The sequence below is a fragment of the Aeromonas sp. 603757 genome (assembly GCF_049171255.1).
Taxonomy (GTDB): domain Bacteria; phylum Pseudomonadota; class Gammaproteobacteria; order Enterobacterales; family Aeromonadaceae; genus Aeromonas; species Aeromonas veronii_A.
Map to the genome: position 1 here is coordinate 19961 of NZ_JAAKOE010000020.1, position 22776 is coordinate 42736.

The window sequence follows — 22776 nt, forward strand, 5'->3', positions numbered from 1 at the left end:
ACCACCCTCATCCCTGCAGATCTAACCAGGCCCCCAGACCGGCGAGACTGTCATAGGCAGTCATATCGATGGTCAGGGGGGTAATCGAGACATAGCCCTGCTCGATGGCAGCAAAATCGGTGCCTTCACCGGCATCCTGCTGGCTACCGGGGGGGCCGATCCAGTAGATGGGCTGGCCACGGGGATCCTCGGTGCAGATCACCGACTCCGCCCGGTGGCGATTGCCAAGGCGGGTGGTCTTGATCCCCTTGATCTGCTCGAGGGGCAAGTCCGGCACGTTGACGTTGAGGATCTGATCGGCAGGCAGGGGGTGCTTCATCAACCCTTTCACCAGCAGGGCCGCATAGTGGGCCGCAGTGGCGAAGTGGGTCTTGCCCACCAGCGAGATGGCGATGGAAGGGTAGCCAAGATGGCGCCCCTCGGTGGCCGCGGCGACCGTGCCCGAATAGATGACATCATCCCCCAGGTTGGCACCGTGGTTGATACCGGCCACCACCATGTCGGGTTCAGGGCGCACCAGCTCGTTGACCGCCAGATGCACGCAGTCGGTCGGCGTCCCCTTCACCGCATAGCTCTCGCACCCATTAAAGCCGTTTTCTGCAATGCGGGTAACCCGCAGCGGTACTTCCAGCGTCAGGGAGTGACTCGCGCCGCTGCGGTTGCGATCCGGTGCCACCACAATGACCTCGCCGCAGGCGCGCAGCGCCTCGCTGAGGGCACGAATGCCCTCGGCATGCACACCATCATCATTACTGACCAGAATTCGCATCGGTCTGATTCCTGAAACCGTGATCGGCCTCTTCGGCCTGCATTAACTCGCGCACCACGCTGGTGGCAAACGCGCCCGCCGGCAGGAAGAAGGAGAGGGTCAGCGCCTCGCCGTCCAGCTGCCAGCTCATCTGCTCCGGCTTGAGTAACAGGGGGCGCCTGTCCTGCTCCAGCCCGGCCTTCTCCAGCCCGTCACACCAATCGCTGTAAGGAGCCAGCACGCCCTGTTCGAACTCGGCAGCGGCGCCCTGACTGGCCAGGCGGCCACGGCCCCACTGGGGCGCGGTAAGCTGCACGTCGCCGGAGGCAAGACGCGCTTCCAGCTCGGGAGTCACGCTCTCTTCGCTGAAGATGGAGTGGCTGCCCTTGAGCATCACGCAATCACCGGCCAGCAGCTGATGAGCCAGCCCCTGCTCGATACGGGCGCTGACGATGGCGTTGAACAGCATGCTGCGGGCGGCAGAGAGGTAGAGGGAGCGCTTGTTGCGATCCTTGATCCGCTTGCCGGCAAACATCGCCTTGGCCGCTTCCAGGTTGTTGCCATCGCGGCCAAAACGCTGCTCACCATAGTAATTGGGTACGCCCTGAGTGGCGATGGCCTGCAGGCGCGCTTCCAGCCCGTCGGCCTGTTCCAGACCGGTGAGACGCAGGGTGAAATGGTTGCCCTTGAGGTAGCCGACCCGCAATTTGCGGTTGTGACGCCTGGCTTGCAGGATCTGGATGCTGTCGCTCTCGATAACCGACAAGTCCGGTTCGGCCTTGCCCGGCAGGTGAATGCCGAACCACTGCTCGGTCACCGCGTGGCGATCCTTCAGGCCCGCCCAGGTCACCGCATTGCGGTTGACACCGGCCGCATCGGCCAGCAGACCCGCTACCCAGGCGGTGTTCTCGCCGGTTTTGCGCACCCGGACGAAGATATGCTCCCCTTCCCCGCAAGGCTCGAAGCCGAGATCTTCATTGACCACGAAGTCGGCGGCCTCGGCCTTGAGGATACCGCGGGCGGTGGGCGCCCCGTGCAGATAGGCAAGTTGTTCCAGCATTATTGTTTCACCAGTAGGACGACGGCTTCGGTGGCGATCCCTTCCTTGCGCCCCGTAAACCCAAGCTGTTCGGTGGTGGTCGCCTTGACGTTCACCCGGTTCAAATCACATTGCAGATCGGCGGCCAGCACGGCGCACATGGCGTCGATATGGGGGGCCATTTTGGGGGCTTGGGCGATGATGGTCACATCCAGGTTGCCGATGGCATACCCCGCCTGCTGTACCCGGGCAAAGACATCCCGCAGCAGAATGCGGCTGTCGATCCCCTTGAACTCGGCAGCGGTATCGGGGAAGTGGCGACCGATGTCACCGGCACCGATGGCCCCCAGCAGGGCATCGCTCACCGCGTGCAGCACCACATCGCCGTCAGAGTGGGCAACCAGCCCCCGCTCGTAGGGAACCGGCACGCCACCCAGCATGCAGGGGCCAACACCACCAAATTTATGAACATCAAAACCATGACCAATGCGCATCATCAGCGGCAACCTCCCAACATGCTGAAACCAACCCCATCAATTTTGTGTACGTCCACACCATGTCCAATCCGGATCATGCTAACTCCTTGTTCGGGCCTGTTTGTTCGAGACGCTCTGCTCTGAACGGTCTGTTCTGACTGAGAGGCTTATGCTTGCTGGCTTAAAAACAGCCCCGCCAGCGACAAATCTTCCGGCCGGGTCACTTTGATATTGTCGGCGCGCCCCTCCACCATCCGCACCGTGAATCCGGCCCGCTCCATGGCGGAGGCCTCGTCGGTGATGGTGGCGCCCAGCAGCAGCCCCTCTTCGAGCGCCCGTTTCAGGGCTCGGGTCGGGAACATCTGTGGCGTCAGGGCATGCCAGAGCTGCTCGCGCTCGACGGTGGCGATGATATTGCCCTCCCCATCGGAGCGTTTCATGGTATCGCGCACCCGACTGCCGAGAATGGCACCGCCGCAGTTCATGGCCGCGGCAATCAGCGCATCGAGATCGCCGTGAGTCAGACAGGGGCGGGCCGCATCGTGCACCAGCACCCACTCCCCTTGCGCCACATGGAGGCCATTGAGGACGGAAAAGGCGCGCTCGGCGCCTCCCTCTACCCGCACAATTCGCGGGTCGGCCGCCACTGGCAGGGCCTCGAACCAGCGGTCATGGGGTGCCAGCGCCACGATCACCTGGGCGATAGCCGGGTGGGAGAGCAGCCGCTCCAGGGTATGTTCGAGAATGGTTTTACCCGCCAGTTGCAGGTACTGCTTGGGGCAATCGGCCCCCATCCGGCTGCCGATACCGGCGGCAGGGACGATCGCCGTCAGGCCGGATACCCGGCTGGCATCAGTCATCGTAGGGCTCATCGTCCGGCGCTGTCTCTTTGTCTTTCTCTTTGGGGATGATCCGGTAGAAGGTCTCCCCCTGCTTGATGTAACCCAGATCGTTGCGCGACAACTCCTCGATGGCCTCGAGGCCAGAGGTGAGATCATCTATCTCGCGGTAAATGAGGTCGTTACGATCCTTGAGAGTCTGGTTGTCCCGCTGTTGCTGCGAGATGGCCTCCGACAGGTTCTGATAATCGGATAGCCCGTTCTTCCCCAGCCAGAGGTCATATTGCAGTCCCCCCAGCAGGAGGATCAGGATCAGGGTGAATAGCCGCATGCACTAGGTCTCCTTCAGGCGGCCTAGTGTCCCATATTCGGTGCCAAGACAAAAGAAAGCGAGCACCCGGGAGCCACTGGCCGAACATAAAAAAGTGCCCAAGAGTGAATCAGATAGCACAAAGCCCCGCCAAACCGGTGCAAGGATGGCCAACCAGGGCGCTCCTTGTCCGGGGGCGGGGCTCTCAATCAGAAAGCGGTAAGGGGGATCAGTTCACCGCGACCGGCTCTCCCGCGCTCTCGGCCGGGGTGTTGTACTCCTCCTCGGCATCGCGGAAACGCTCCAGCATCGCTTTTGAGGGCGCTTCGCCCAGCAGACTGCCCACCACGATGGCCAGCAGTGCGAACAGGAAGCCCGGAATGATCTCATACAGCCCCAGCCAGCCGAACTGCTTCCAGACGATGACTGTGATAGCACCGACCAGCATGCCGGCCAGCGCGCCGTTGCGGGTCATTCTCGGCCAGAGCACCGAGAGCAGCACCACGGGACCAAAGGCGGCACCGAAACCGGCCCAGGCGTAGCTCACCAGCCCCAGCACCCGGTTTTCCGGATTCATGGCAACGGCGATGGCAATCACGGCGATCAGCAGCACCATCAGGCGACCCACCCACACCAGCTCACGCTGGGAGGCATTCTTGCGCAGGAAGGGCTTGTAGAGATCCTCGGTAATGGCGCTGGAGCAGACCAGTAATTGACAACTTAGAGTGCTCATCACCGCCGCCAGAATAGCGGAGAGCAGCACACCGGCGATCCAGGGGTTGAACAGGATCTTGGAGAGCTCGATAAAGACCCGCTCCGGGTTGCCGGTCACCCCAGCCGCCACTTCCGGGAAGCGGGCGAAGTAGGCCAGCCCGAAGAAGCCTATGGCCACCGCGCCTGCGAGGCAGAACACCATCCAGGTCATGCTGATACGGCGGGCATTGGCCATGGAGTGGTGGGAATCCGCCGCCATGAAACGGGCCAGAATGTGGGGCTGACCGAAGTAGCCAAGGCCCCAGGCCATCAGCGAGACAATGGCGATCACATCCAGATTCTTGAACATGTCGAGGTTGGTGGCGCTCTTGGCGGCCACCTCGATCATGGCGCTGTCCACCCCGCCGACGGCGATGATGACGAAGACCGGGGTCAGGATCAGGGCGAAGATCATCAGGGTCGCCTGCACCGTATCGGTCCAGCTCACCGCGAGGAAGCCGCCGAAGAAGGTGTAGGTAATGGTGGCGGCGGCACCGACCCAGAGGGCGGTGTTGTAATCCATGCCGAAGGTGCTCTCGAACAGACGGGCACCGGCCACCACGCCGGAGGCGCAATAGATGGTGAAGAAGAGCAGGATCACCAGCGCCGAGAGAATGCGCAGCACTTTGCTGTGATCTTCAAAGCGATAAGTGAAATAGTCCGGCAGGGTCAGGGCGTTGCGGTTCTTCTCGGTATGTACCCGCAGGCGACCCGCTACCCAGCGCCAGTTGAGGTAGGCACCTATCACCAGACCGATGGCGATCCAGCTCTCGGAGATGCCGCTGACGAAGACGGCGCCGGGCAGGCCCATCAGCAACCAACCGCTCATGTCGGAGGCGCCGGCAGAGAGAGCGGTAACCCAGCTCCCCATCCGGCGACCGCCCAGAATGTAGTCATCAAAGTTGCGGGTAGCGCGATAGGCGACGAAGCCGATCAACACCATTCCGAGGATATACACCAGGAAGGTGATTAACATGGGTGTGCTAGCTGTCATGCAAAACTCCGTTTTGTGTCATTTTCTGCCCGCTCTGGTGACGGGCTCATCCCTAAAAAACCGGCCTAGCTTAATCAGCCGTTCGCGCCAGCTCAACCACTTTTAACAAACACAAAACACAATAAAAACCTTTGCGCATCAAATCATCTGCCGCATCAAGAGGATGGAGCCAGATTTCCTGCCATGGCCGTGACGGTCATCTCGCTGCGCCAGCCGCTACTGAGCGTTATGTTTTCACATTTTGTTACTATCCATTTTTTTACAAGCCAGCGCCCCGCTCCTACACTCCCCGCCCTGTCTCATCACACCAGTCAGAGGTCGGCACCATGTCATCTCATCTGTCACACCTGCGAACCCTCGCCCGCCGCCTTCACCCGGTGGAGGAGTCGGGTCATCTCATCCGACGGGCCAAGTATGTGGGGCGTCTCTGGCTCAATCCCGGCGCCCGCGCCCTCTATCGCCAGCAGCAGGAGCAACCGCTGCTGGCGCAGGCGATCAGCCGCTTCCCCGATATTCTGGAAAAGCCGATCCACCCCTATCGCCACAAGGGGCTCAGCAAGCGCCTGCGAGCCGGGCTTATCAGCGGCCACTACCAGCAGCTGGCACGTCAGCTGCCCAAGGCGCAACAACTGGCGATCTACAGCGGGCGCGGCCTGCTGCTGGCCCAGTGGCAGAGCGACAAGCTGACGACCCCCCTCACCCTGCAACTGGATTACCAAACCCACATGGGCAAAGAGGGAGAGATGAGCCTGACCCTCAAGCTGGGTGACGCGGCCCTCTATTACATGGCCCTCAATCTACGCCCCGCGCCGAACCCGACCCTCGAGATCTGCTCGCTGCAGGGCGGCAAGGGGCAGAGCGAGGAGATCAAGCTGGTCACCAAGGCGTGCGGCGGGCTGCGCCCCATGTCCCTGCTGGTCTATATGGCCGCCGAGCTGGCCCGGGGGTTGGTGTGCAAGAGCCTGCTCGGGATCCGCACCCAAAGCCACGTCTATCAGAGCAGTAAGCGCACTGCCGATCGGGTCAAGTTCGATCTCGACGGTTTGTGGCAGGAGCATCAGGGCTGCGTGCAGGATGAACTCTGGATGAGCCTGCCGCTGGAGGTGCCCCGCAAGACGCTGGAGGAGATCCCCTCCCGCAAGCGGGCCAGCTACAAGGCGCGTTATCAGCTGCTCGATCAGCTCGGCAGCGAGCTGCAGACAAATCTGCTGCGAAGCTGAGTCAACCTAGCAGAAACAAAAAGGGCGAACAGCATGCTGTTCGCCCTTTGTCGTGACGGGGATTTGCCGTTAGCGGTTGATCGCCATCGGCATGCCGTTGCGCTGCTCCAGCGCCTGCTTCACCAGTTGGGAGTCGCTGTCGGCGTGGGCAATGAAGCGGGTCACCGCCGGAGTCATCGGCAGCGGTGCCGGCAGCTTGGAGTTGAACTCCTCTTCGCTGCGTGACAGCGGCTGATGCACTTCCAGATAGCGGACACCGTTGGGCTCGAGAGAGGCCTTGATCGGCTGGTTGACGAACTGGACGCGAGTACCGACCGGTACCTGCTTGAACAGATAGGCGATGTCATCGTTGCGCAGACGCACGCAACCGTGGCTCACCCGCAGGCCGATGCCGAAGTTGGCGTTAGTACCGTGGATGGCGTACATCTTGCCGATGTAGAGGGCAAACAGACCCATGGGGTTGTCCGGGCCGGCCGGCCAGACCGCAGGCAGGCTCTCGCCACGGGCGGCGTATTCGGCATGCATCTTGGCGGTCGGGGTCCAGGTCGGGCCCGCTTTCTTGCGCTGCACGCTGGTCACCCAGTTTTCCGGGGTGTCGGTGCCGAGCTGGCCGATGCCGATGGGCAGCACTTCCACCACTTTTTTACCCTTGGGGTAGTAGTAGAGGCGCATCTCGGCCACGTTCAGCACGATCCCTTCACGGGGTGCATCCGGCAGGATCAGTTGCTGGGGGATCACCAGCTTCTCGCCGGTCTGTACCAGCAGGGGATCCGCATCGGGGTTGGCTTCGGTCATGTTGGTGAGCCCCAGCTGGAATTTGGCCGCAATGGCCTCCAGCGGCTGGCCGTTCTCTTCGGCCGGAACCACATATTCCAGATTTTCCCCTACCAGACGGCTGTTGGCCGCAGGCAGAGCATATTCAACAGCGAAAACCGGCGCAGCGGTCAGCAGCAGGCTGTAGCAGAGTGTTGCCACACTATTGCGAAGGAGCTTCATAACTTTCCCATGATGATGACTTGAAGTGACGTCTCTGGGCTGGCAGCTGATCAAGAGGGGATCAGGGACGCGAAGAGAAGGCTGCCATTTTTCTCCTCTGTACGGCAAATTTCAACTGACAAGTGGCGACGGGTCGATGATTAATATGCGGTTTTTTCCGCGTCCTCGACCCGCCCCATTTCCCTGTTTATCCCCGTTGCCAGGCTCGCATGTCGTAACCTGTGGGAGATTGGTGCAACCGCAGATGAAATTGCTCAATGATGGCGAAGATATGGTCGAAAATATCGGCCTGAATCCCTTCGTAATCAGCCCATGCGGTAGTCGCGGTAAAGCAGTAAATTTCCAGCGGCAGACCGTCTGACGTCGGTGCCAGCTGGCGCACCATCAGGGTCATATCCTTGCGAATGCCGGGGTGGGCGCGCAGGTAGGCATCCAGATAGGCGCGCAGAGTGCCGAGGTTAGTGAGGTGACGACCATTGATGGGGCAGCTCAGGGCATCGCTCAGCTGCTGGTTGTAAGCGCTCAGCTCCTGCTCCTTGCGGCTCAGATAGGGTGCCAACAGTTGCGCCTGCTTGAGCAGCAACTGCTCCTCGGCCGTCAGAAAGCGCACGCTGGTCATGTCGATATTGACGCTGCGCTTGATGCGGCGCCCCCCCGACTCGGTCATCCCCTGCCAGTTCTTGAAAGAGTCGGAGATCAGGGCATAGGTGGGAATGGTGGTGATGGTCTTGTCCCAGTTCGACACCTTGACCGTGGTAAGCCCGATGTCGGTCACCTCGCCATCGGCGCCGTACTTGTCCATCTGCAGCCAGTCACCGACACTCAGCATCCGGTTGGCGGAGAGCTGGATCCCCGCCACCAGCCCGAGGATGGGGTCCTTGAACACCAGCATCAGCACTGCGGTCATGGCACCCAGACCACTGAACAGGAACAGCGGCGACTTGCCGAGCAGCAGGGCGATCATCAGGATGCCCACCAGAATGCTGCCTACCAGCTTGGCCCCCTGGAAGATGCCGCGCAGGGGCAAATCCCGACCAAGGCGGGTGTAACGGCTCACCGACAACAGGCAGTCGAGCAGGGCGAAGAAGGCCAGCAGCAGGAACAGCAAGATCCAGAGCTGGGCCACCATCTCGATAAGCTTGAGGCTGTCCGATTGACGGGGCAGCCAGATCTCCGCCTGACCGAGCAGCACGGCGCCCTGCAGCACGAAGGCGAGCCGGTTGAAGAGGCGCTGTTGCAGCTGGGGCGGCAGCCACACCTGCTTGGCCTTGCCGAGGATCCCCACCAGCCGGACCAGCAGCACCCGGTGCAGCGCCATGTGCAGCAGCAACGAGGTGATGACGATAAAGCCCAGCGCGATCACCAGCGCCATCATGCTGGTCACTTCCACCCCAAGGCCCGACAACCAGTTAAAAAACGCCTCTTTCATTGCTCTCTCCCGAACCGGGCAGCCCGCTGGCTGCAAAAACAGTGGTGGTCAGGGTACCGCTCCCCTCCCCCATGTCAAATCGGTGAACGCCAGAAATGACAACGCCCGGCACAGGCCGGGCGTTGTTTCAAAGCGAGGCTGACTTAGCAGACCAGGCTCAGGGCATCGCGGGCGATGACCAGCTCTTCGTTGGTCGGGATCACCATGGCGCAACGGCTGTCGGCGGTGGTGATGCGACCTTCGCCACCCAGTACGGCAGCGTTGTTGGCCTCTTTGTCCACCTTGAAGCCGAACAGGGCCAGACGGTTCAGCACCATCTCGCGCACCATGGCGGCGTTCTCACCGATACCGCCGGTAAAGACCACGGCGTCCAGACGACCGTCCATCGCAGCGGCATAGGCGCCGACATACTTGGCCACACGGTAGGTGAAGACATCCAGCGCGCGCTTGGCACCGGCGTCGGTGGCGTAGTTGGTGGTGACGTAGCGGCAGTCGCTGCTCGCTTCTGTCATCCCCAGCAGACCGGACTCACGGGTCAGGGTGTGGTTGATCTGCTCCACGCTGTATCCGAGCTGGTCGTGCATGAAGAAGACTACGGCCGGATCGATATCACCGGAGCGGGTACCCATCGCCAGACCTTCCAGCGGAGTCAGACCCATGGAGGTGTCAACGGATTCGCCGTTCTTGATGGCGCAGACAGAGGCACCGTTACCCAGGTGGCAGTTGATGATGTTCAGTTCATTCAACGGCTTGCCCAGCTCTTTCGCGGCTTCTTCCGCGATGTAGCGGTGAGAAGTACCGTGAGCACCGTAACGACGGATGCCGTGTTCACGGTAGAGCTTGTGCGGCAGCGCATAGAGGTAGGCCTCTTGCGGCAGGGTCTGGTGGAAGGCGGTGTCGAAGACGGCCACGTTCTTCTCGGACAGCTGCGGGAACACTTTCAGCGCGGCGCGAATACCGATGAGGTGCGCCGGGTTGTGCAGCGGGGCGAACGGAATGGCGGCTTCGATACCGGCAATCACGCCGTCATCAATGCGCACGGAGCGGGAGAACTGCTCGCCACCGTGTACGATTCGGTGACCGATGGCCACCAGTTGCTCGGCAAGAGTCGGATCCTGCGGCAGGATGTGACCCACGATATGGTCGAGGGCCTCCTGGTGAGCGGCACCCGCTCCCAGCATGGCTTCGCCCTTGACCCCGTGGAGTTTCCATTTGATACGTGCATCATCCAGATTGAAGCATTCGGCCAGGCCGGACAGCATGTCCTCACCTGTTTCGGCGTCCATTACGGCAAATTTCAGGGAAGAGCTACCGCAGTTAAGGATCAATACCAACTTGCTCATTTTCTACATCTTCCTGTGCTTCGGCTTTATGCCGACAGTGTCGTGTCATCCAAAAGAGGATGGGATTCCCCTGCCGGGGGCTTATGGTCGCAGGAGGGTGCGTCCAATTTTTCAATTCTTGCTCTTGAAAGAGTCATCGCAACCTGTGGTGCGTATCACTGGTTTCAATTCTTGCTCTTGAAAGAGTGATCGCAACTTGTGGTGCGTATCACTGGTTTCAATGCTTGCGAGTCTCAACGCATCAGCTGCGCAGGGCTCACCTCAATGGGAATGCTCAGGCGATAGCCAGCAGATCCTTGTGTACCTTGACCACCAGCTTCTTCACCCTGGCGGGCTGATTGAAGGTACAGAGCGGGCGGTGCAGCTCGCCCGGCCAGAAGATGGCGAAATCGCCCGGTTGCAGCGCCAGATAAGTGGTCTGCTCGTCATCGACAAACCAGAGGTCGGGATGGGGATGGTCGGCGCCGTCGCTCACGTAGTCGTGGGGGCCCACACCTATCCACTCTTCACCGCGCAGCAGCAACTGGATATCGAGATACTGCTGATGGAATTCGCCACGGCGATCCGCGGCTGGCTCGGTCAAATCCTCGCTCACCAGACAGAACAGGTTGAGACCATCGATCTCGGTCTTGCCGAGCGGAGCGTCACCCCAGTGCGCCACGCTCTTCACCACCTCGGCCATGATACGGGCCAGCGGGGCGGGCAGCGGCGTCCGCTGCAGGGTGTTCAGGCTACCGGTGATCATGGCGTCTGTTTCCTGTTAGGTATATCTGGGCGGCATCTTTGCCAGCCAATGAAAAAGGACCTGTGACAGGTCCTTCAATAATGCCGTCTGCAATCCGTGCAAACCGGTTTAGAGCTTTTGCTCATGTTCAGCTATATGGGCACTGTTACACACTCGTCAGCACCTTGCCAAGAGACATAATCCCATTTTCATAGTGATCGTACCAGCTGAAACCATATTATTCACCACCCTTTCCCCCTCGACTTTGACCAGACGCAAAAACGGGCGCATCAGCGCCCGTTTTTTTCGCAAAACCGTTTAACAACCGGTTTCATTCAAGCCTTTTTGGCGTTTTCCACCGGTTTGGCGTACATGGCACGCCAGATCGCCTTGTGCTCTTCCGGCACCTCTGACTGACGGGTCAGGAAGGCCGCCTGCTCGATGGTGTTGGCCTTGCCGGAGACATCGGCCGCCAGATAGTTGCTGGGGAAGAGGTGGTAACTGCTCCAGATCGCCTTGTCGATCAGCGCGGCCAGTTCGTCCGGATCGCTGAAGCCCTCGGTAATGGGGGCGCCGAAGGAGACGTGTACCCGCCCCTTCATGCCGACGATACCGGCGACGATACTCTCGATATCCTCGAACTCGCCCTTCTCATAGCTGCCGTTGACCGACTTCTCGTAGAGCTCGCGCGCCTTCGCCTTGTCGGTCGGGTCCAGCTCGTAGCTGATGCTGACCGGCACGATATTGAGGCTGCGCATGTAGTCGACGAAGTCGATCTTCTGCTTCTTGCCGTCGACGTAGAACATCTTGAGGATGGCGGGATCTGTCTTGTCATCGCCATTCTTGGCGCGCCCTTCCTTCTGGGCAATCCAGATGGAGTGACCTTCGTGAACCGAATTGCCGATATAGGCAGACAGCTCGCCGAGCGCCTTCATCATCTCCCGCGGCCCCTTGGCGGAGCGTTTGACGATAAAGCTCTTGTTGAGCTTCATCAGCTCGGTGGCGCAGGGTTTGCGCAGCAGGTTGTCACCGATGGCAATGCGCACGGTATCGAAACCGTGGGTGTGCAGCCCCCAGTTGACGAAGGCCGGATCCATGGCGATGTCTCTGTGGTTGGAGACAAACAGATAGCCCTGCTCTTTCTTCAGATGCTCTATCCCGGAGAAGGTCACCCCCTTGGTAGAGGTGGCGATCATGCGGGACATGTACCGGGTGACCCCCATCTGGACCTGATGCACAGTGGTCACTTTTGACCATTTGCGGCGCAGGAACAGGCGGATCATCGGGCGGATGGCCCAACCCAGCCAGCTCATCAGGGAACCGAAACGATACTTGGCGATGGCGCCGATAAATTCATCATCCTGGATCAGCCGTTCGATGGCTGCCGGCACTTCTTCATCGCGGTAGGGGCGAATATCCGCGAATCTATCTACTTCAGTCACAATGTCAGCCTTGCATGCTAGGAAACCGCAGCCAACCCGCGTTGGCCGGGGAAAATTCAGGGCGCAATTTTACACGCTTTTATGGCAAGGGGTATGAGACAAGCATGAATAGTGAGATCTGACCAGTTTATTAATCGGATGCCAGTGCCAGCGCGACCGCCGCCTCGGCATGGATGGCGGTGGTGTCGTAGAGCGGCACCGCCGCCCGGGCATCCCCCACCAGCAGGGCAATCTCGGTGCAGCCAAGGATCACCGCCTCGGCACCCGCAGCCGCCAGCCCCTCGATAATGGCCAGATACTCGGCCCGCGACGATTCACGGATCTCCCCCAGACAGAGCTCGTCATAGATGATCCTGTGTACCCGCTCCCGCTCAGCTTCGGCAGGCACCAGCACCGCCAACCCGAAGCGATCCTGCAAGCGCCCTTTGTAAAAATCCTGCTCCATGGTGAAGCGAGTGCCGAGCAGGCCGACCCGGGTTATCCCGTCCGCCTGCAATTTGGCCGCGGTAGCATCGGCGATATGGAGCAGCGGGATATCGATGGCTGCCTCAATCTCGGGCGCCACCTTGTGCATGGTGTTGGTGCCGATCAGCAAGAAATCGGCGCCGCCATCTTGCAACTTGCGCGCCTCCGCCGCCAGCAAACGGGCGGTAGCGGGCCAGTCACCGGCATGCTGCAACCGCTCGATACCGGCAAAATCGACGCTGTTGAGCAGCACCCGCGCCGAGTGCAAACCGCCGAGCTGTGCCCGCACCCCGCGGTTGAGCGCCTGATAGTAACTGACGGTGGACTCCCAGCTCATGCCACCCAGCAGACCGATACATTTCATAGGAACTCCTTTCATCCCAAGGGAGGGCAGAACCACGCCACCTTGCAGGCAAGGTCACGGGATCGAGATAAAAAAGGCCCCGCAGGGCCAACAAGACAGCCGGTAAAGGCCCTGGTCAACCCCGGGCTAAATCCAGATCATCCCGACACAGGCGGCCGTCGCCAGCCCCATGCCGAGGTTGAAACGCCGCCAGCCCCGGGCTGTGCGAATGATTTGCCGCACCTGGGCACCAAACAACACCCAGAACGCCCCGGTGTAAAGGCCGGTAATAAAGAAGATCACCAACACCCAGAGCGCGGAGGGCCAGTAAGCCTCCCCCGCCAGAGTGAAACCGCTGATGGCGGAGAGCGCCATCATCCATGCCTTGGGGTTGAGCAGTTGCAGCATGGCCCCCTGATGGGCGGGAATGAGCGGCCGGTTGCCCTCGGCCGGGCCGCTGGCGGTCGCCACCTTCCACGCCAGCCAGAGCAGATACGCCGAGCCGATAATCTTGAGGCCATCGTGCAGCAGCGGCACCTTCTCGAACACCACGCCAAGCCCCAGCGCGGTAGCGAGGATCATCAGATTGATCCCCCCCACCACCCCCACCAGCAGGGGAATCGTGCGGCGAAACCCCTGCGCCGCCCCGGCGCTGGTGAGCAACATGTTATTTGGCCCCGGCGTGCCGCAGGTAACCAGGGCAAACCCCGCCAGGGGCAGTAACCAGTTCAGATCCATCTCAACCTCTTGTCGATTCAACGCCCCCGTTATGGGGAAAGCCTTCTAATATGCAGAGCCAACCCCGTGGCGACAAGTCAGAAATGCCTCTTTCTCGGCCACCTCCCCCTCCAGCGCAACACGGCTCAATACCAGAGCATCACCACACAGAGTGCCGTCAGCAGGCCGAGAGAACCGTTGAGTCGCCGCCAGCCCCGATCCGAGCTGATCCAGTTGCTCAGCTGATGGCCGAACAGTACCCAGACAAAGCAGACCGGCAGGGCCACCAGCGCAAACATGACCATCACCGCCAGCTGACTCGACCAGTAACTGGCGCCGGGCAGGCTGAACAGACTGATGGCGGAGATCCCCATCATCCACGCCTTGGGATTGAGGAACTGAAAGCCCAGCCCCTCCAGCATGGTCAACGGACGGGCCCTCCGGGCCGGATCCCCCGGCGCCCCGGCCACCGCGATACGCCACGCCAACCACAGCAGATAGAGGCTGCCGAAGATCTGCAAACCGAGCCGTAGCAGGGGCCAGCGCTCGAACAGCGGATAAAGCCCCAGCGCCAGCACCAGTTGCAACACCGGCTGCCCCAGCCCCACCCCGAGCAGATGTGGCAGAGTGCGACGCACCCCGAAGTTGGCGCCGGAAGCCGTCAGCATCAGGTTGTTGGGCCCCGGCGTACCGCAGGTGAGTACGGCAAAACTGAACAGGGTAACATACCACTCCATCGTCATATTGTGACTCCTTACTCGCTGAGTTGTATCGATACAATGCAAGCTATTTGATTGTTATCAGGCTGAAATTCACGCTATATTGACAACAAATTTGGATCAATGGATTTATTGTCACCATGACAATCTGGACGCCCGACCTTGCGGCCTTCGATGGCCCCCTCTACCTCAAGCTGGTCAAAGCAATCGAACAGGGGATCGCGAATGGCGAGCTGCCACCGCAGACCCGATTGCCTACCCACAGATCCCTGGCGGATCGTCTGGGTGTCACCGTCGGCACCGTCACCCGCGCCTACAGCGAGGCGGAGCGGCGCGGCCTGCTGGCCGCCCGGGTGGGCCACGGCACCTGGGTCAAGGGAGCGAACACGGATCCCGCCAATGAGTGGGTGATCCGTCAGGAGGAGGGGCACCGCATCGAGCTGTGGCAGAACCTGCCGGTGCAGCTGGATCGGGCGGCCATCATTCGCCCCATGCTGGGGGAAGTGGCGGACGGGGATCTCAACGCCCTGCTCGGCTACGACAAGGAGGCGGGACGACCGGATCAGCGCCAGCAGTTCGTCAACTGGCTGGCGGAGCAAGGGGTGGCCTGTAGTGAGGATCGCCTGCTGTTCAGCCACGGCGCCCAGCACGGCATCATGCTGGCGCTGCTGGCGACCGGCTGCGTGGGGGAGACCATCCTGTGCGAGGGGCTGAGCTACCCCGGTATGCTGGGCAATGCCCGCCAGCTGAAGAATCAGGTGGTGGGACTGGCGATGGACGAGGAGGGGCTGCTGCCCGAGGCGCTGGACGCCGCCTGCCGCACCCGCCGGGCCAAGCTGCTCTACCTCACCCCAACCCTGCAAAACCCCACCACCGCCATCATGAGTCTGGCGCGGCGGGAGGCCATCGTCACCATCGCCCGTCGCCACGATCTGCTGATCATCGAGGATGACGTCAACGGCCTGCTGCCCCAGCAACCTGTGATCCCTCTGGTCAATCTGGCGCCGGAGCGGGTCATCTATCTGGGCAGTCTGGCCAAGATCGCCTGCGGCGGCCTGCGGGTGGGCTTCGTGCTGACGCCCCCTGCCCTGCGCAGCGCCTTCGCCCAGACCATGCGGCTGTCGAGCTGGATGGTGAGCCCGCTGCTGATCGAGCTCGCCTGCAAAATGGTCAGTCAGCGCCAGATCATGCCGCTGGTCGAGCAGCAGCGGGAGATCCTCAAACGCCGTGGCGAACTGCTGCGCCACCTGCTGCCTGCCGCCCGCTGGCAGCCTGGCAGCATGCACGCCTGGCTACCGCTGCCTGAGCCTTGGCGCAGCCAGCAGTTTGCTGCCGCCGCCGACGCCCTTGACGTTGGCGTGGCGAGCGGGGAACACTTCGCTGCCGGTCAGTTTGCCGCTCCGCAAGGGGTGCGCCTGAGCCTGAGCCAACCCGCCACCGACGCCCGAGTCGGCGAAGGGCTGGCCCGTCTGGCGCAACTGCTGCAGGGGACGCCCCCGAGCAATCCCCTGCTATAGTCAGGGCCAGCCGACCTGACCTTCACGCTTCATCGTCATTGCCAAGGAGATGCCGTGCCCCCCATCAGAGCCGCCCTACTGCTTGCCACCCTGTTGTTGGGTGGCTGCGCCTCGTCAACGACCCACCAACAGCTGGGGGCCGCGCTCAATGGACTGGAAGGGGAGTTGCAACGACTGGAAGAGGAGCTGGCGGCGATGAACGGCCTGCACTATCAAAAGGCGATCGATGCGCCGCTCAGTTTGCGCCGTGCGCTCGGGGCGCCGCAGCCCACACCAGAGGGGCTGGTACCGATGACCAGCAAGCTGGAGGATGGGCCAATCCTGCGCTATCAATACCGACTGCCAGCGGGGATGGCGAGCCTACCCCAGGACAACCTCTGCCAGCGCTACGAGTTCGAGCTGCGCCATCTGGGCCGCCTCGGCAAGCTCGAAGTCAGCTGGCAAGGGAAACTAGGGAGTGGTTCACACCTGATCCGTCAAACAGAGTGTGTCTTTCTCACCGGGGTACATGGCTCCCGGTAACCACCTATAGTGCCCTCTCCCTTCCCGCGCTGACTACTGTCACTTTTCCTCCCTCCGCAGAGTTGTCGCTATGTTCCTCTTGGGTCTACTCTGATCTACTCGTGGAGTATTGAAAGGACGCGTGCATGACGATACTGCTGCTCGAAGAGGATCCCCTGCTCCGTAGCGCCATCACCAGAGAACTGACCGAACAGGGTATTCCTGCTGAACGGATCCACCACCACAGCCATCCGGGTCAGGAACGCAGCGGTCTGCTCACCCTGCTGCAACAACAGCCATTCGATGCCATTGTCTGCCAGCAAAATAGAAAACTGGGCCATGACGGCGCCCGCCTGCTGCATGAGGCACACTACCTCGGCCTGCTGCAACCCGCCTGCGTCCTGTTGTTGCTGGATGCGGACCAGAACGAGCAGGATTTTCTCCCCTCGGACCTCTACTTCTCCCTCCATCTGCCACTCCCCTTCATGGCAGGAGAGCTCACGACTGTGCTCAAGCAGTTGGCACAACTGAGCAAAATGACCCACACCCTCGCCCCTCCGGCCCTGCTGCGGGAGTGGAAACTGGCGACCGCACTCTGTGAAGACCTGCTCTATCAACGGGACAACCGCCCCCTTGCCCCCTGGCTGGATCGGTTCAAGGGCTACCTGCTGCTGCAATCCAGCGAACAGCTCACTGCCGCTCAGCATTATGCCCTCTGCGCCAACGAGTATCGGGCAAGCTGGCCAAGGGTCGGACTGTTTTACGCCATGTTGGGATTGGGCAAACTGCAGAGTGCCGAAACTGACTTGCAGCGTCATCAGGCCATATTGCCGACCGCCACCCGACTGGAGCTGCAACTCGCCAGCCAGCTGCACCAACATCAGTGGCAGGCAGCCTGGGAGACCATGGTGCAGCTGCAGCAAGTCCGCCCTCATCAACCACGCTGGCATCAGCTGGCCATGATTCTGGGACTGTTACAGCAAGACGAGAGGAAGGTACTGGAACAAGCCAGCACCCTGAATCTTCACTATTTCAGTGAGCTGCGCGTCCGGTTGGCCATCGACCACTTCATGATCAATGCCATGCTGGCGGTACTGTGGCATGCACCGTCCAGCAACCGGATCCGCTCCCTGAAACAGGAGTGGACCCACCTGCAGCGAACAGTGAACCTGCCACCCCAGGAGTACGAGCTGCTGCAAGCACTGATGCAAGGACTGGATTACTGCTTCGACGAGGCGTTGATCCTGATCGCCCACCATCAACCCAACCAGGCGAGCGAGAACCATCTCACCCTGTTGTTGGGCTTTGCCGTCTGTCAGTTTTGTGGCCTGCCCCATCATGCCCAGCGTTATCTCGCCCAACTGGCACACTACCGTGACCGTGTCGCGCCCCACCCACTGACCCGTAAACTGTTTCACCATCTGCTAACGGAACTGGGCCAACGGTTGATGACGCGGGAGCAGCGCCTGACCAGCTTGCGCCAGACCCGCCATCAGGGGATACAAAAAGGTGATTATCAACTGGCTCTGCAGGCCGGCTTGCAGTTGCTGGAGGAGTTCCCTGCCCTGCCCGGCGATGCCTGGCAATTGCTGGAACTGCTGCAACACAGCTGGCCGACGGGCATGGCTGCCCCTAAGGTAGCGCTGCTGGTCGATACCCTGGAGCGGCGCCTCAAGCACAGCCCTGCGTTTCTGGATCAACATGCCCAGCAGTACCAGCGTACTCTGCAGGAGATCCGCACCCACTTGCAGCCGCACCTCTCCGGCAGTGGCCCATCCAGCTTGGCCAAGGGGCCCCCGGAGTCATGATGAAGCAGCAGGGGGTGCACTTACCTGCGCCACCAGCCACCACATAGAGAGAGGGGAGCCTTGGCTCCCCTCTATTCATTTCGTGTACCCTTATGGCCCTCAAGGACGGGCACAAGCAGCTACGGTGACAGATGACTGTTATGTACCCGGGCTCAGCCCAGCGCATCACTCTCCAGCGCCGCCTTGAGAAAATCTTTCCAGCTGATGATGCCGACCAGAGCGCCATTCTCCAGCACCGGCAGGCAGGAGACCCCCTTCTCCAGCATCAGCTTGACGCCGTCGCGCACGGTGAGATGGGGAGCGATGGTGACGAGCTGACGACTCATGATCTGGTGGGCCCGCTTGTTGAGGGTTTCGGTATCGCGGCTCATCTCGGCTTCGGAGTCGAGATAGGGGCTGATGGCGCGGAACAGATCCCGATCCGAGATGACCCCCACCAGCTCCTCCTCTTCCAGCACCAGCAGATGGCGAAAGTGTGCCTGCTCGAAGATATCCCTGATGACTCGGAGTCGATCATCCATTGAAACGGTGGCGACCCGGGTCGTCATAATATCCCTGATATGCATGCTAACCTCCCGTAACCAAACTGGTTTCTCTGTTATGGCATGTTTTTGCAGCGCCAGCCAGTGGCCAGCCCTTCGCTACAGTGCAAATCAGCGTCATTTCACGTAAGATCCGCGCCAGTTTTTCTCCTCCATTTTGAGCAAGCAGATCCCACCCATGATAGTTGCCAGTCAAATCGAACTGATCCGCGGCGGCCGCAAGCTGCTGGACAACGCCTCCGCCACCATTCACCCCGGCCACAAAGTGGGTCTGGTGGGCAAAAACGGCTGTGGCAAGTCCACCTTTTTTGCACTGGTACGGGGCGAGCTGGCCATCGACAGCGGTACCTTCAGCCTGCCCGCTGGCTGGCAGATTGCGGGCGTGGCGCAGGAGACTCCGGCGCTCGATTGCTCCGCCCTCGACTACGTGATCGACGGCGACAAGGAGTTCCGCTCGCTGGAAGCCCAGCTGGCGCAAGCCGAGCAGGATGACAATGGGCTGCTGGTGGCCGAGCTGCACGGCAAACTCGACACCATCGGCGCCTACAGCATTCGCGCCCGCGCCGCCGAACTGCTGCACGGCCTCGGTTTCAGCGATGAGCAGTTGAGCTCCCCGGTGCGCAGCTTCTCCGGTGGCTGGCGCATGCGTCTGAACCTCGCTCAGGCGCTGCTCTGCCGCTCCGATCTGCTGCTGCTCGATGAACCGACCAACCACCTGGATCTCGACGCCGTCATCTGGCTGGAGAAGTGGCTCAAGGGCTATCAGGGCACGCTGGTGCTCATCTCTCACGACCGCGATTTCCTCGATTCGGTCATCAGCCGCATCATCCATATCGAGAACGGCAAGCTCAACGAATACACCGGCGGCTACTCCGACTTCGAACTGCAGCGCGCCGAACATCTGGCCCAGCAGCAGTCGATGTACGAGAAGCAGCAGCGGGAGATGTCCCACATGCAGGCGTATGTGGACCGCTTCCGCTACAAGGCCTCCAAGGCCCGCCAGGCCCAGAGCCGCCTGAAAGCGATGGAGCGGATGGAGAAGATCCTGCCCGCCCACGCCGACTCCGAGTTCAGCTTCGAGTTTCGCGAGCCGTCGGCCCTGCCGACCCCGCTCATTGCCATGGAGAACCTCTCTGCCGGTTACGGTGACAAGGTGATCCTGGAGAAGATCAAACTCAATCTGGTACCGGGTTCGCGCATCGGTTTGCTCGGTCGCAACGGCGCCGGCAAGTCCACCTTTATCAAGATGCTGTCCGGCTCCAACCCGCCGCTCTCCGGCAAGCTCGAAGTGAGCGCCGGGGTGAGCATCGGCTACTTCGCCCAGCATCAGCTGGAGACCCTGCGTCTCGATGATTCCCCGCTCGATCATCTGGCCCGCCTCGCGCCGGACAAGACCGAGCAGGAGCTGCGCAACTATCTGGGCAGCTTCGGCTTCCACGGTGACAAGGCGCTCGACAAGGTGGCCCCCTTCTCCGGTGGCGAAAAAGCGCGGCTGGTGCTGGCGCTGATCACCTGGCAAAAGCCGAACCTCCTGCTGCTGGATGAACCGACCAACCACCTGGATCTGGAGATGCGCCACGCCCTGACCATGGCGCTGCAAGGCTTCGAAGGGGCCATGGTAGTGGTCTCCCACGACCGTCACCTGCTGCGTACCACCACAGATGACTTCTATCTGGTGCACGGTGGCCGGGTCGAGCCGTTCGACGGCGATCTGGACGACTACCACAAGTGGCTCGGCGAGCAGGAGAAAGAGGCCAACGCCAAACCGGCCGACGGCCCCGTCTCTGCCAACTCGGCAGTGGCGCGCAAGGATCAGAAGCGGCGCGAGGCGGAGTTCCGCCAGCAAACCCGTCCCCTGCGCCAGAAGCTGGAAAAGCTCGAAGCGAGCATGGAGAAACTGCAAGGCAAGCTTGGCGACATCGAGAGCCAACTGGCCGACCCCGCCATCTACGAAGAGAGCGCTAAAACCAAGCTCTCCGAGCTGCTCAAATCCCAGGGCCCCCTCAAGGAGCAGCTGGAAGAGGTAGAGCTGGAGTGGATGAGCCTCTCCGAAGAGCTGGAAACCATGGAGCAAGCCTTCTTTGCGTGACGAACAGCTGATGGCCAGCGAGCGGGTCGCGGTCCACGAATTGCCGACGCCGATCGGCTTCTGGCACTGGAGCGGCAAGGTCTATGGTGAGCGCAGCCAGGATTGGCTCACCGTGCAGGAGCAGGGGGGCAACGTCAATCTGGCGCTGCTGCTGCACCGGCTCGATCAACTCGGCATCGTGGTCGATCTCACCGACCTGCAACCAGCGCTGGTGCAAACCGAGGCGGTGCTAACCCCGTGGCGCGCCCTGCGCCAAAGCGCCAAGGCGCGGCTCGACGAGCAGCAGTATCAGTCGATGCTGGCCCACGAACTGGAGCTGGAGCGGCTGCAACAGGGCGTCCTGTTGCAGACCCTGCGCAGCCTCTCCCTGTTTCGCGGCAACAGCCGCAATTTGTTGAACTATCTATCGTTACTGGGTGCCCAGCAGGGCCCCCTCAGAGATCTAATATGCTGAGCTATCGCCACGCCTTTCACGCCGGCAACCATGCCGACGTGCTGAAACACGCCGTTCAGGCCCTGATCATCGAGTCCCTCAAGAAGAAGGAGAAACCCTTCATCGTGCTGGACACCCATGCCGGTGGCGGTCTCTACGACCTGCGCGGCGACTGGTCCCAGAAGAAGGCCGAGTATGCCGATGGCATCGGCCGCCTGTGGGACGAGCGGGCCCAATGGTCTGCCATGGCCCCCTATCTCGGCATCATCGAAGAGATGAACAGCGATGGCGAGCTGCACTACTACCCCGGCTCGCCGGAGCTCTCCCGTCGCCTCACCCGCGAGCAGGACAAGCTGGCGCTGATGGAGCTGCACAACAACGAGGTCGAAGATCTGCGCGCCAATATGGGTTACGACCCTCGCGTGGCCGTGCACCACCGCGACGGCTTCGAGGGGCTGATCGCCCTGCTGCCGCCGACCCCGCGCCGCGGGCTGGTGCTGATCGACCCGCCCTATGAGCTCAAAGAAGATTACTTCGCCGTGGTCGACACCCTGAAAAAGGCGCAGAAACGCTGGGCGACCGGCATCTACGCCCTCTGGTACCCCATTCTGGGGGAAGAGGCGGACAAATCCCGCGACATGCTGCGCGCCATCAAGCGCGAAAACTTCGGCAACGTGCTGGTGGCCGAGCTGGAAGTGGCCGGTCAGACCAAGGATTGGGGCATGAACGGCTCAGGCATGCTGATCATCAGCCCGCCCTGGATGCTGGACGAGCAGATTGAAGCCTTCCTCAAACCGCTGTGTGCCAAGCTGGCGCAGGGCGCCGGCGCCCAATACAAGGTCGAGTGGCTGAACAAGGTCGAAGAGTAAACCTGCACCAGCCCGCTCCGGCGCCCGGCCAAGGCGCCAGCAAGTCGCTCACCCAAGCCGTCCACAGTGGCGGCATGGCCAGCAAAGAGAAGCCCCGTTCAGGAGCTTCTTGTTTTTTTACCCGCTACCGCTTTAGCCACGAACTCTGTTCCCCACTAACTGTTTACCTCACCAATGGCAGCACCCGCCCCATCTGCACACCAGATCAGTCGTTATTGACTAATTAGTCGATCCAGATCAGAAATCGGCCATCTGGCCCTTTCCCTCCATCGACCCGCCGCTAATATATCCGATTGGCAACACACACCTCGTTGGAGTCTCCCATGAGCCATGCCAACCCCATCCCGTTGGTGAAATGCAGCAGACTGGAAGCTGAAATTCAGAGGCGGTAGCCATGCCGGATGGAATGGATAAGCGAGAGTTTCCTACGACCCACTCAACATGGTGACGGCCCCATTTT

Annotated in this window: 22 protein-coding genes; 7 read left to right on the forward strand and 15 right to left on the reverse strand. The window is 61.2% G+C overall.

The features are described from left to right. Positions 1-7 precede the first annotated feature (7 nt). The 6 genes from surE to putP form a co-directional block, all read right to left on the reverse strand. On the reverse strand, positions 8-769 hold the full coding sequence (surE, locus tag G5332_RS16960; protein ID WP_005335515.1) for a 5'/3'-nucleotidase SurE: 762 nt from the start codon (positions 767-769) through the stop codon (positions 8-10). Continuing rightward, on the reverse strand, positions 750-1808 hold the full coding sequence (truD, locus tag G5332_RS16965; RefSeq protein WP_040068370.1) for a tRNA pseudouridine(13) synthase TruD: 1059 nt from the start codon (positions 1806-1808) through the stop codon (positions 750-752). The genes surE and truD overlap by 20 nt, the downstream gene beginning before the upstream one ends. Beyond that, positions 1808-2284, reverse strand: coding sequence for a 2-C-methyl-D-erythritol 2,4-cyclodiphosphate synthase (gene ispF / locus G5332_RS16970; protein ID WP_265343906.1), 477 nt, complete (start codon positions 2282-2284; stop codon positions 1808-1810). Before ispF ends, truD begins: the two co-directional genes overlap by 1 nt. Positions 2285-2430: 146 nt before the next feature. Continuing rightward, entirely contained in the window at positions 2431-3123 is a 693-nt protein-coding gene (gene ispD, locus G5332_RS16975) for a 2-C-methyl-D-erythritol 4-phosphate cytidylyltransferase (RefSeq protein WP_021229511.1), read from the reverse strand. Continuing rightward, positions 3116-3433, reverse strand: coding sequence for a cell division protein FtsB (gene ftsB, locus G5332_RS16980; RefSeq protein ID WP_005335520.1), 318 nt, complete (start codon positions 3431-3433; stop codon positions 3116-3118). The genes ispD and ftsB overlap by 8 nt, the downstream gene beginning before the upstream one ends. Positions 3434-3641: 208 nt before the next feature. Then, positions 3642-5159: a sodium/proline symporter PutP gene (putP, locus tag G5332_RS16985; protein WP_005354514.1), complete on the reverse strand. Its 1518-nt coding sequence runs from the start codon at positions 5157-5159 to the stop codon at positions 3642-3644. 326 nt (positions 5160-5485) lie between these two features. Between putP and G5332_RS16990 the strand changes: the two genes are divergently transcribed. After that, a complete protein-coding gene (locus G5332_RS16990; RefSeq protein ID WP_421249980.1) occupies positions 5486-6379 on the forward strand; it encodes a VirK/YbjX family protein in 894 nt (297 codons plus the stop codon). Between the two features lie 69 nt (positions 6380-6448). Here G5332_RS16990 and G5332_RS16995 read toward each other — a convergent pair whose 3' ends face one another. The 8 genes from G5332_RS16995 to G5332_RS17030 form a co-directional block, all read right to left on the reverse strand. After that, positions 6449-7375, reverse strand: coding sequence for a L,D-transpeptidase family protein (locus G5332_RS16995; RefSeq protein ID WP_005354531.1), 927 nt, complete (start codon positions 7373-7375; stop codon positions 6449-6451). Between the two features lie 187 nt (positions 7376-7562). After that, positions 7563-8804 (reverse strand): mechanosensitive ion channel family protein, encoded by a 1242-nt coding sequence (locus tag G5332_RS17000; RefSeq protein ID WP_421311432.1) that lies wholly within the window; start codon positions 8802-8804, stop codon positions 7563-7565. A 143-nt stretch (positions 8805-8947) separates the two neighbouring features. Next, on the reverse strand, positions 8948-10147 hold the full coding sequence (locus tag G5332_RS17005) for an acetate kinase (RefSeq protein WP_005354534.1): 1200 nt from the start codon (positions 10145-10147) through the stop codon (positions 8948-8950). Between the two features lie 274 nt (positions 10148-10421). Beyond that, entirely contained in the window at positions 10422-10892 is a 471-nt protein-coding gene (locus tag G5332_RS17010; RefSeq protein WP_371178764.1) for a YhcH/YjgK/YiaL family protein, read from the reverse strand. 314 nt (positions 10893-11206) lie between these two features. Continuing rightward, positions 11207-12313 (reverse strand): 1-acyl-sn-glycerol-3-phosphate acyltransferase, encoded by a 1107-nt coding sequence (locus tag G5332_RS17015; RefSeq protein WP_005362790.1) that lies wholly within the window; start codon positions 12311-12313, stop codon positions 11207-11209. Between the two features lie 130 nt (positions 12314-12443). Further along, the gene (locus G5332_RS17020; protein ID WP_139462093.1) at positions 12444-13142 is read right to left on the reverse strand and encodes an aspartate/glutamate racemase family protein; all 699 of its coding nucleotides are present in this window, start codon (positions 13140-13142) and stop codon (positions 12444-12446) included. Between the two features lie 126 nt (positions 13143-13268). Then, positions 13269-13859, reverse strand: coding sequence for a LysE family translocator (locus G5332_RS17025; RefSeq protein ID WP_040068358.1), 591 nt, complete (start codon positions 13857-13859; stop codon positions 13269-13271). A 125-nt stretch (positions 13860-13984) separates the two neighbouring features. Beyond that, positions 13985-14581 (reverse strand): LysE family translocator, encoded by a 597-nt coding sequence (locus tag G5332_RS17030; RefSeq protein WP_421249982.1) that lies wholly within the window; start codon positions 14579-14581, stop codon positions 13985-13987. Positions 14582-14697: 116 nt separating this feature from the next. Between G5332_RS17030 and G5332_RS17035 the strand changes: the two genes are divergently transcribed. The 3 genes from G5332_RS17035 to G5332_RS17045 all read left to right on the forward strand — a co-directional run bounded on the left by G5332_RS17035 (position 14698) and on the right by G5332_RS17045 (position 18383). Next, positions 14698-16074, forward strand: a complete 1377-nt coding sequence (locus tag G5332_RS17035) for a PLP-dependent aminotransferase family protein (protein ID WP_421206958.1) — start codon at positions 14698-14700, stop codon at positions 16072-16074. Positions 16075-16128: 54 nt separating this feature from the next. Further along, on the forward strand, positions 16129-16596 hold the full coding sequence (locus tag G5332_RS17040) for a hypothetical protein (RefSeq protein WP_421249983.1): 468 nt from the start codon (positions 16129-16131) through the stop codon (positions 16594-16596). Between the two features lie 125 nt (positions 16597-16721). Continuing rightward, positions 16722-18383: a hypothetical protein gene (locus tag G5332_RS17045; protein WP_421249984.1), complete on the forward strand. Its 1662-nt coding sequence runs from the start codon at positions 16722-16724 to the stop codon at positions 18381-18383. 152 nt (positions 18384-18535) lie between these two features. Here the strand turns inward: G5332_RS17045 and G5332_RS17050 are convergent, their stop codons facing one another. Next, positions 18536-18949 carry a CBS domain-containing protein gene (locus G5332_RS17050; RefSeq protein ID WP_227341361.1) on the reverse strand — a complete coding sequence of 138 codons (414 nt, stop codon included), beginning with the start codon at positions 18947-18949 and terminating at the stop codon, positions 18536-18538. A 154-nt stretch (positions 18950-19103) separates the two neighbouring features. On the opposite strand from G5332_RS17050, the gene G5332_RS17055 reads away from it, so the two are divergent. Genes G5332_RS17055 through G5332_RS17065 form a run of 3 tightly spaced genes read left to right on the forward strand, consistent with a single transcriptional unit; the run spans position 19104 to position 22316 of the window. Then, positions 19104-21014: an ABC transporter ATP-binding protein gene (locus tag G5332_RS17055; RefSeq protein ID WP_421311435.1), complete on the forward strand. Its 1911-nt coding sequence runs from the start codon at positions 19104-19106 to the stop codon at positions 21012-21014. Continuing rightward, positions 21007-21468 (forward strand): DUF2390 domain-containing protein, encoded by a 462-nt coding sequence (locus G5332_RS17060; RefSeq protein ID WP_042052355.1) that lies wholly within the window; start codon positions 21007-21009, stop codon positions 21466-21468. The genes G5332_RS17055 and G5332_RS17060 overlap by 8 nt, the downstream gene beginning before the upstream one ends. Next, positions 21462-22316 carry a 23S rRNA (adenine(2030)-N(6))-methyltransferase RlmJ gene (locus G5332_RS17065; protein ID WP_158110599.1) on the forward strand — a complete coding sequence of 285 codons (855 nt, stop codon included), beginning with the start codon at positions 21462-21464 and terminating at the stop codon, positions 22314-22316. The genes G5332_RS17060 and G5332_RS17065 overlap by 7 nt, the downstream gene beginning before the upstream one ends. Positions 22317-22776 lie beyond the last annotated feature (460 nt).

What these genes read in the sequence shown, in the direction of transcription:
- surE (WP_005335515.1), bottom strand. Translation starts at nt 769, where the DNA reads ATGCGAATTCTGGTCAGTAATGATGATGGTGTGCATGCCGAGGGCATT.
- truD (WP_040068370.1), bottom strand. Translation starts at nt 1,808, where the DNA reads ATGCTGGAACAACTTGCCTATCTGCACGGGGCGCCCACCGCCCGCGGT.
- ispF (WP_265343906.1), bottom strand. Translation starts at nt 2,284, where the DNA reads ATGATGCGCATTGGTCATGGTTTTGATGTTCATAAATTTGGTGGTGTT.
- ispD (WP_021229511.1), bottom strand. Translation starts at nt 3,123, where the DNA reads ATGACTGATGCCAGCCGGGTATCCGGCCTGACGGCGATCGTCCCTGCC.
- ftsB (WP_005335520.1), bottom strand. Translation starts at nt 3,433, where the DNA reads ATGCGGCTATTCACCCTGATCCTGATCCTCCTGCTGGGGGGACTGCAA.
- putP (WP_005354514.1), bottom strand. Translation starts at nt 5,159, where the DNA reads ATGACAGCTAGCACACCCATGTTAATCACCTTCCTGGTGTATATCCTC.
- G5332_RS16990 (WP_421249980.1), top strand. Translation starts at nt 5,486, where the DNA reads ATGTCATCTCATCTGTCACACCTGCGAACCCTCGCCCGCCGCCTTCAC.
- G5332_RS16995 (WP_005354531.1), bottom strand. Translation starts at nt 7,375, where the DNA reads ATGAAGCTCCTTCGCAATAGTGTGGCAACACTCTGCTACAGCCTGCTG.
- G5332_RS17000 (WP_421311432.1), bottom strand. Translation starts at nt 8,804, where the DNA reads ATGAAAGAGGCGTTTTTTAACTGGTTGTCGGGCCTTGGGGTGGAAGTG.
- G5332_RS17005 (WP_005354534.1), bottom strand. Translation starts at nt 10,147, where the DNA reads ATGAGCAAGTTGGTATTGATCCTTAACTGCGGTAGCTCTTCCCTGAAA.
- G5332_RS17010 (WP_371178764.1), bottom strand. Translation starts at nt 10,892, where the DNA reads ATGATCACCGGTAGCCTGAACACCCTGCAGCGGACGCCGCTGCCCGCC.
- G5332_RS17020 (WP_139462093.1), bottom strand. Translation starts at nt 13,142, where the DNA reads ATGAAATGTATCGGTCTGCTGGGTGGCATGAGCTGGGAGTCCACCGTC.
- G5332_RS17025 (WP_040068358.1), bottom strand. Translation starts at nt 13,859, where the DNA reads ATGGATCTGAACTGGTTACTGCCCCTGGCGGGGTTTGCCCTGGTTACC.
- G5332_RS17030 (WP_421249982.1), bottom strand. Translation starts at nt 14,581, where the DNA reads ATGACGATGGAGTGGTATGTTACCCTGTTCAGTTTTGCCGTACTCACC.
- G5332_RS17035 (WP_421206958.1), top strand. Translation starts at nt 14,698, where the DNA reads ATGACAATCTGGACGCCCGACCTTGCGGCCTTCGATGGCCCCCTCTAC.
- G5332_RS17045 (WP_421249984.1), top strand. Translation starts at nt 16,722, where the DNA reads ATGACGATACTGCTGCTCGAAGAGGATCCCCTGCTCCGTAGCGCCATC.
- G5332_RS17050 (WP_227341361.1), bottom strand. Translation starts at nt 18,949, where the DNA reads ATGCATATCAGGGATATTATGACGACCCGGGTCGCCACCGTTTCAATG.
- G5332_RS17055 (WP_421311435.1), top strand. Translation starts at nt 19,104, where the DNA reads ATGATAGTTGCCAGTCAAATCGAACTGATCCGCGGCGGCCGCAAGCTG.
- G5332_RS17065 (WP_158110599.1), top strand. Translation starts at nt 21,462, where the DNA reads ATGCTGAGCTATCGCCACGCCTTTCACGCCGGCAACCATGCCGACGTG.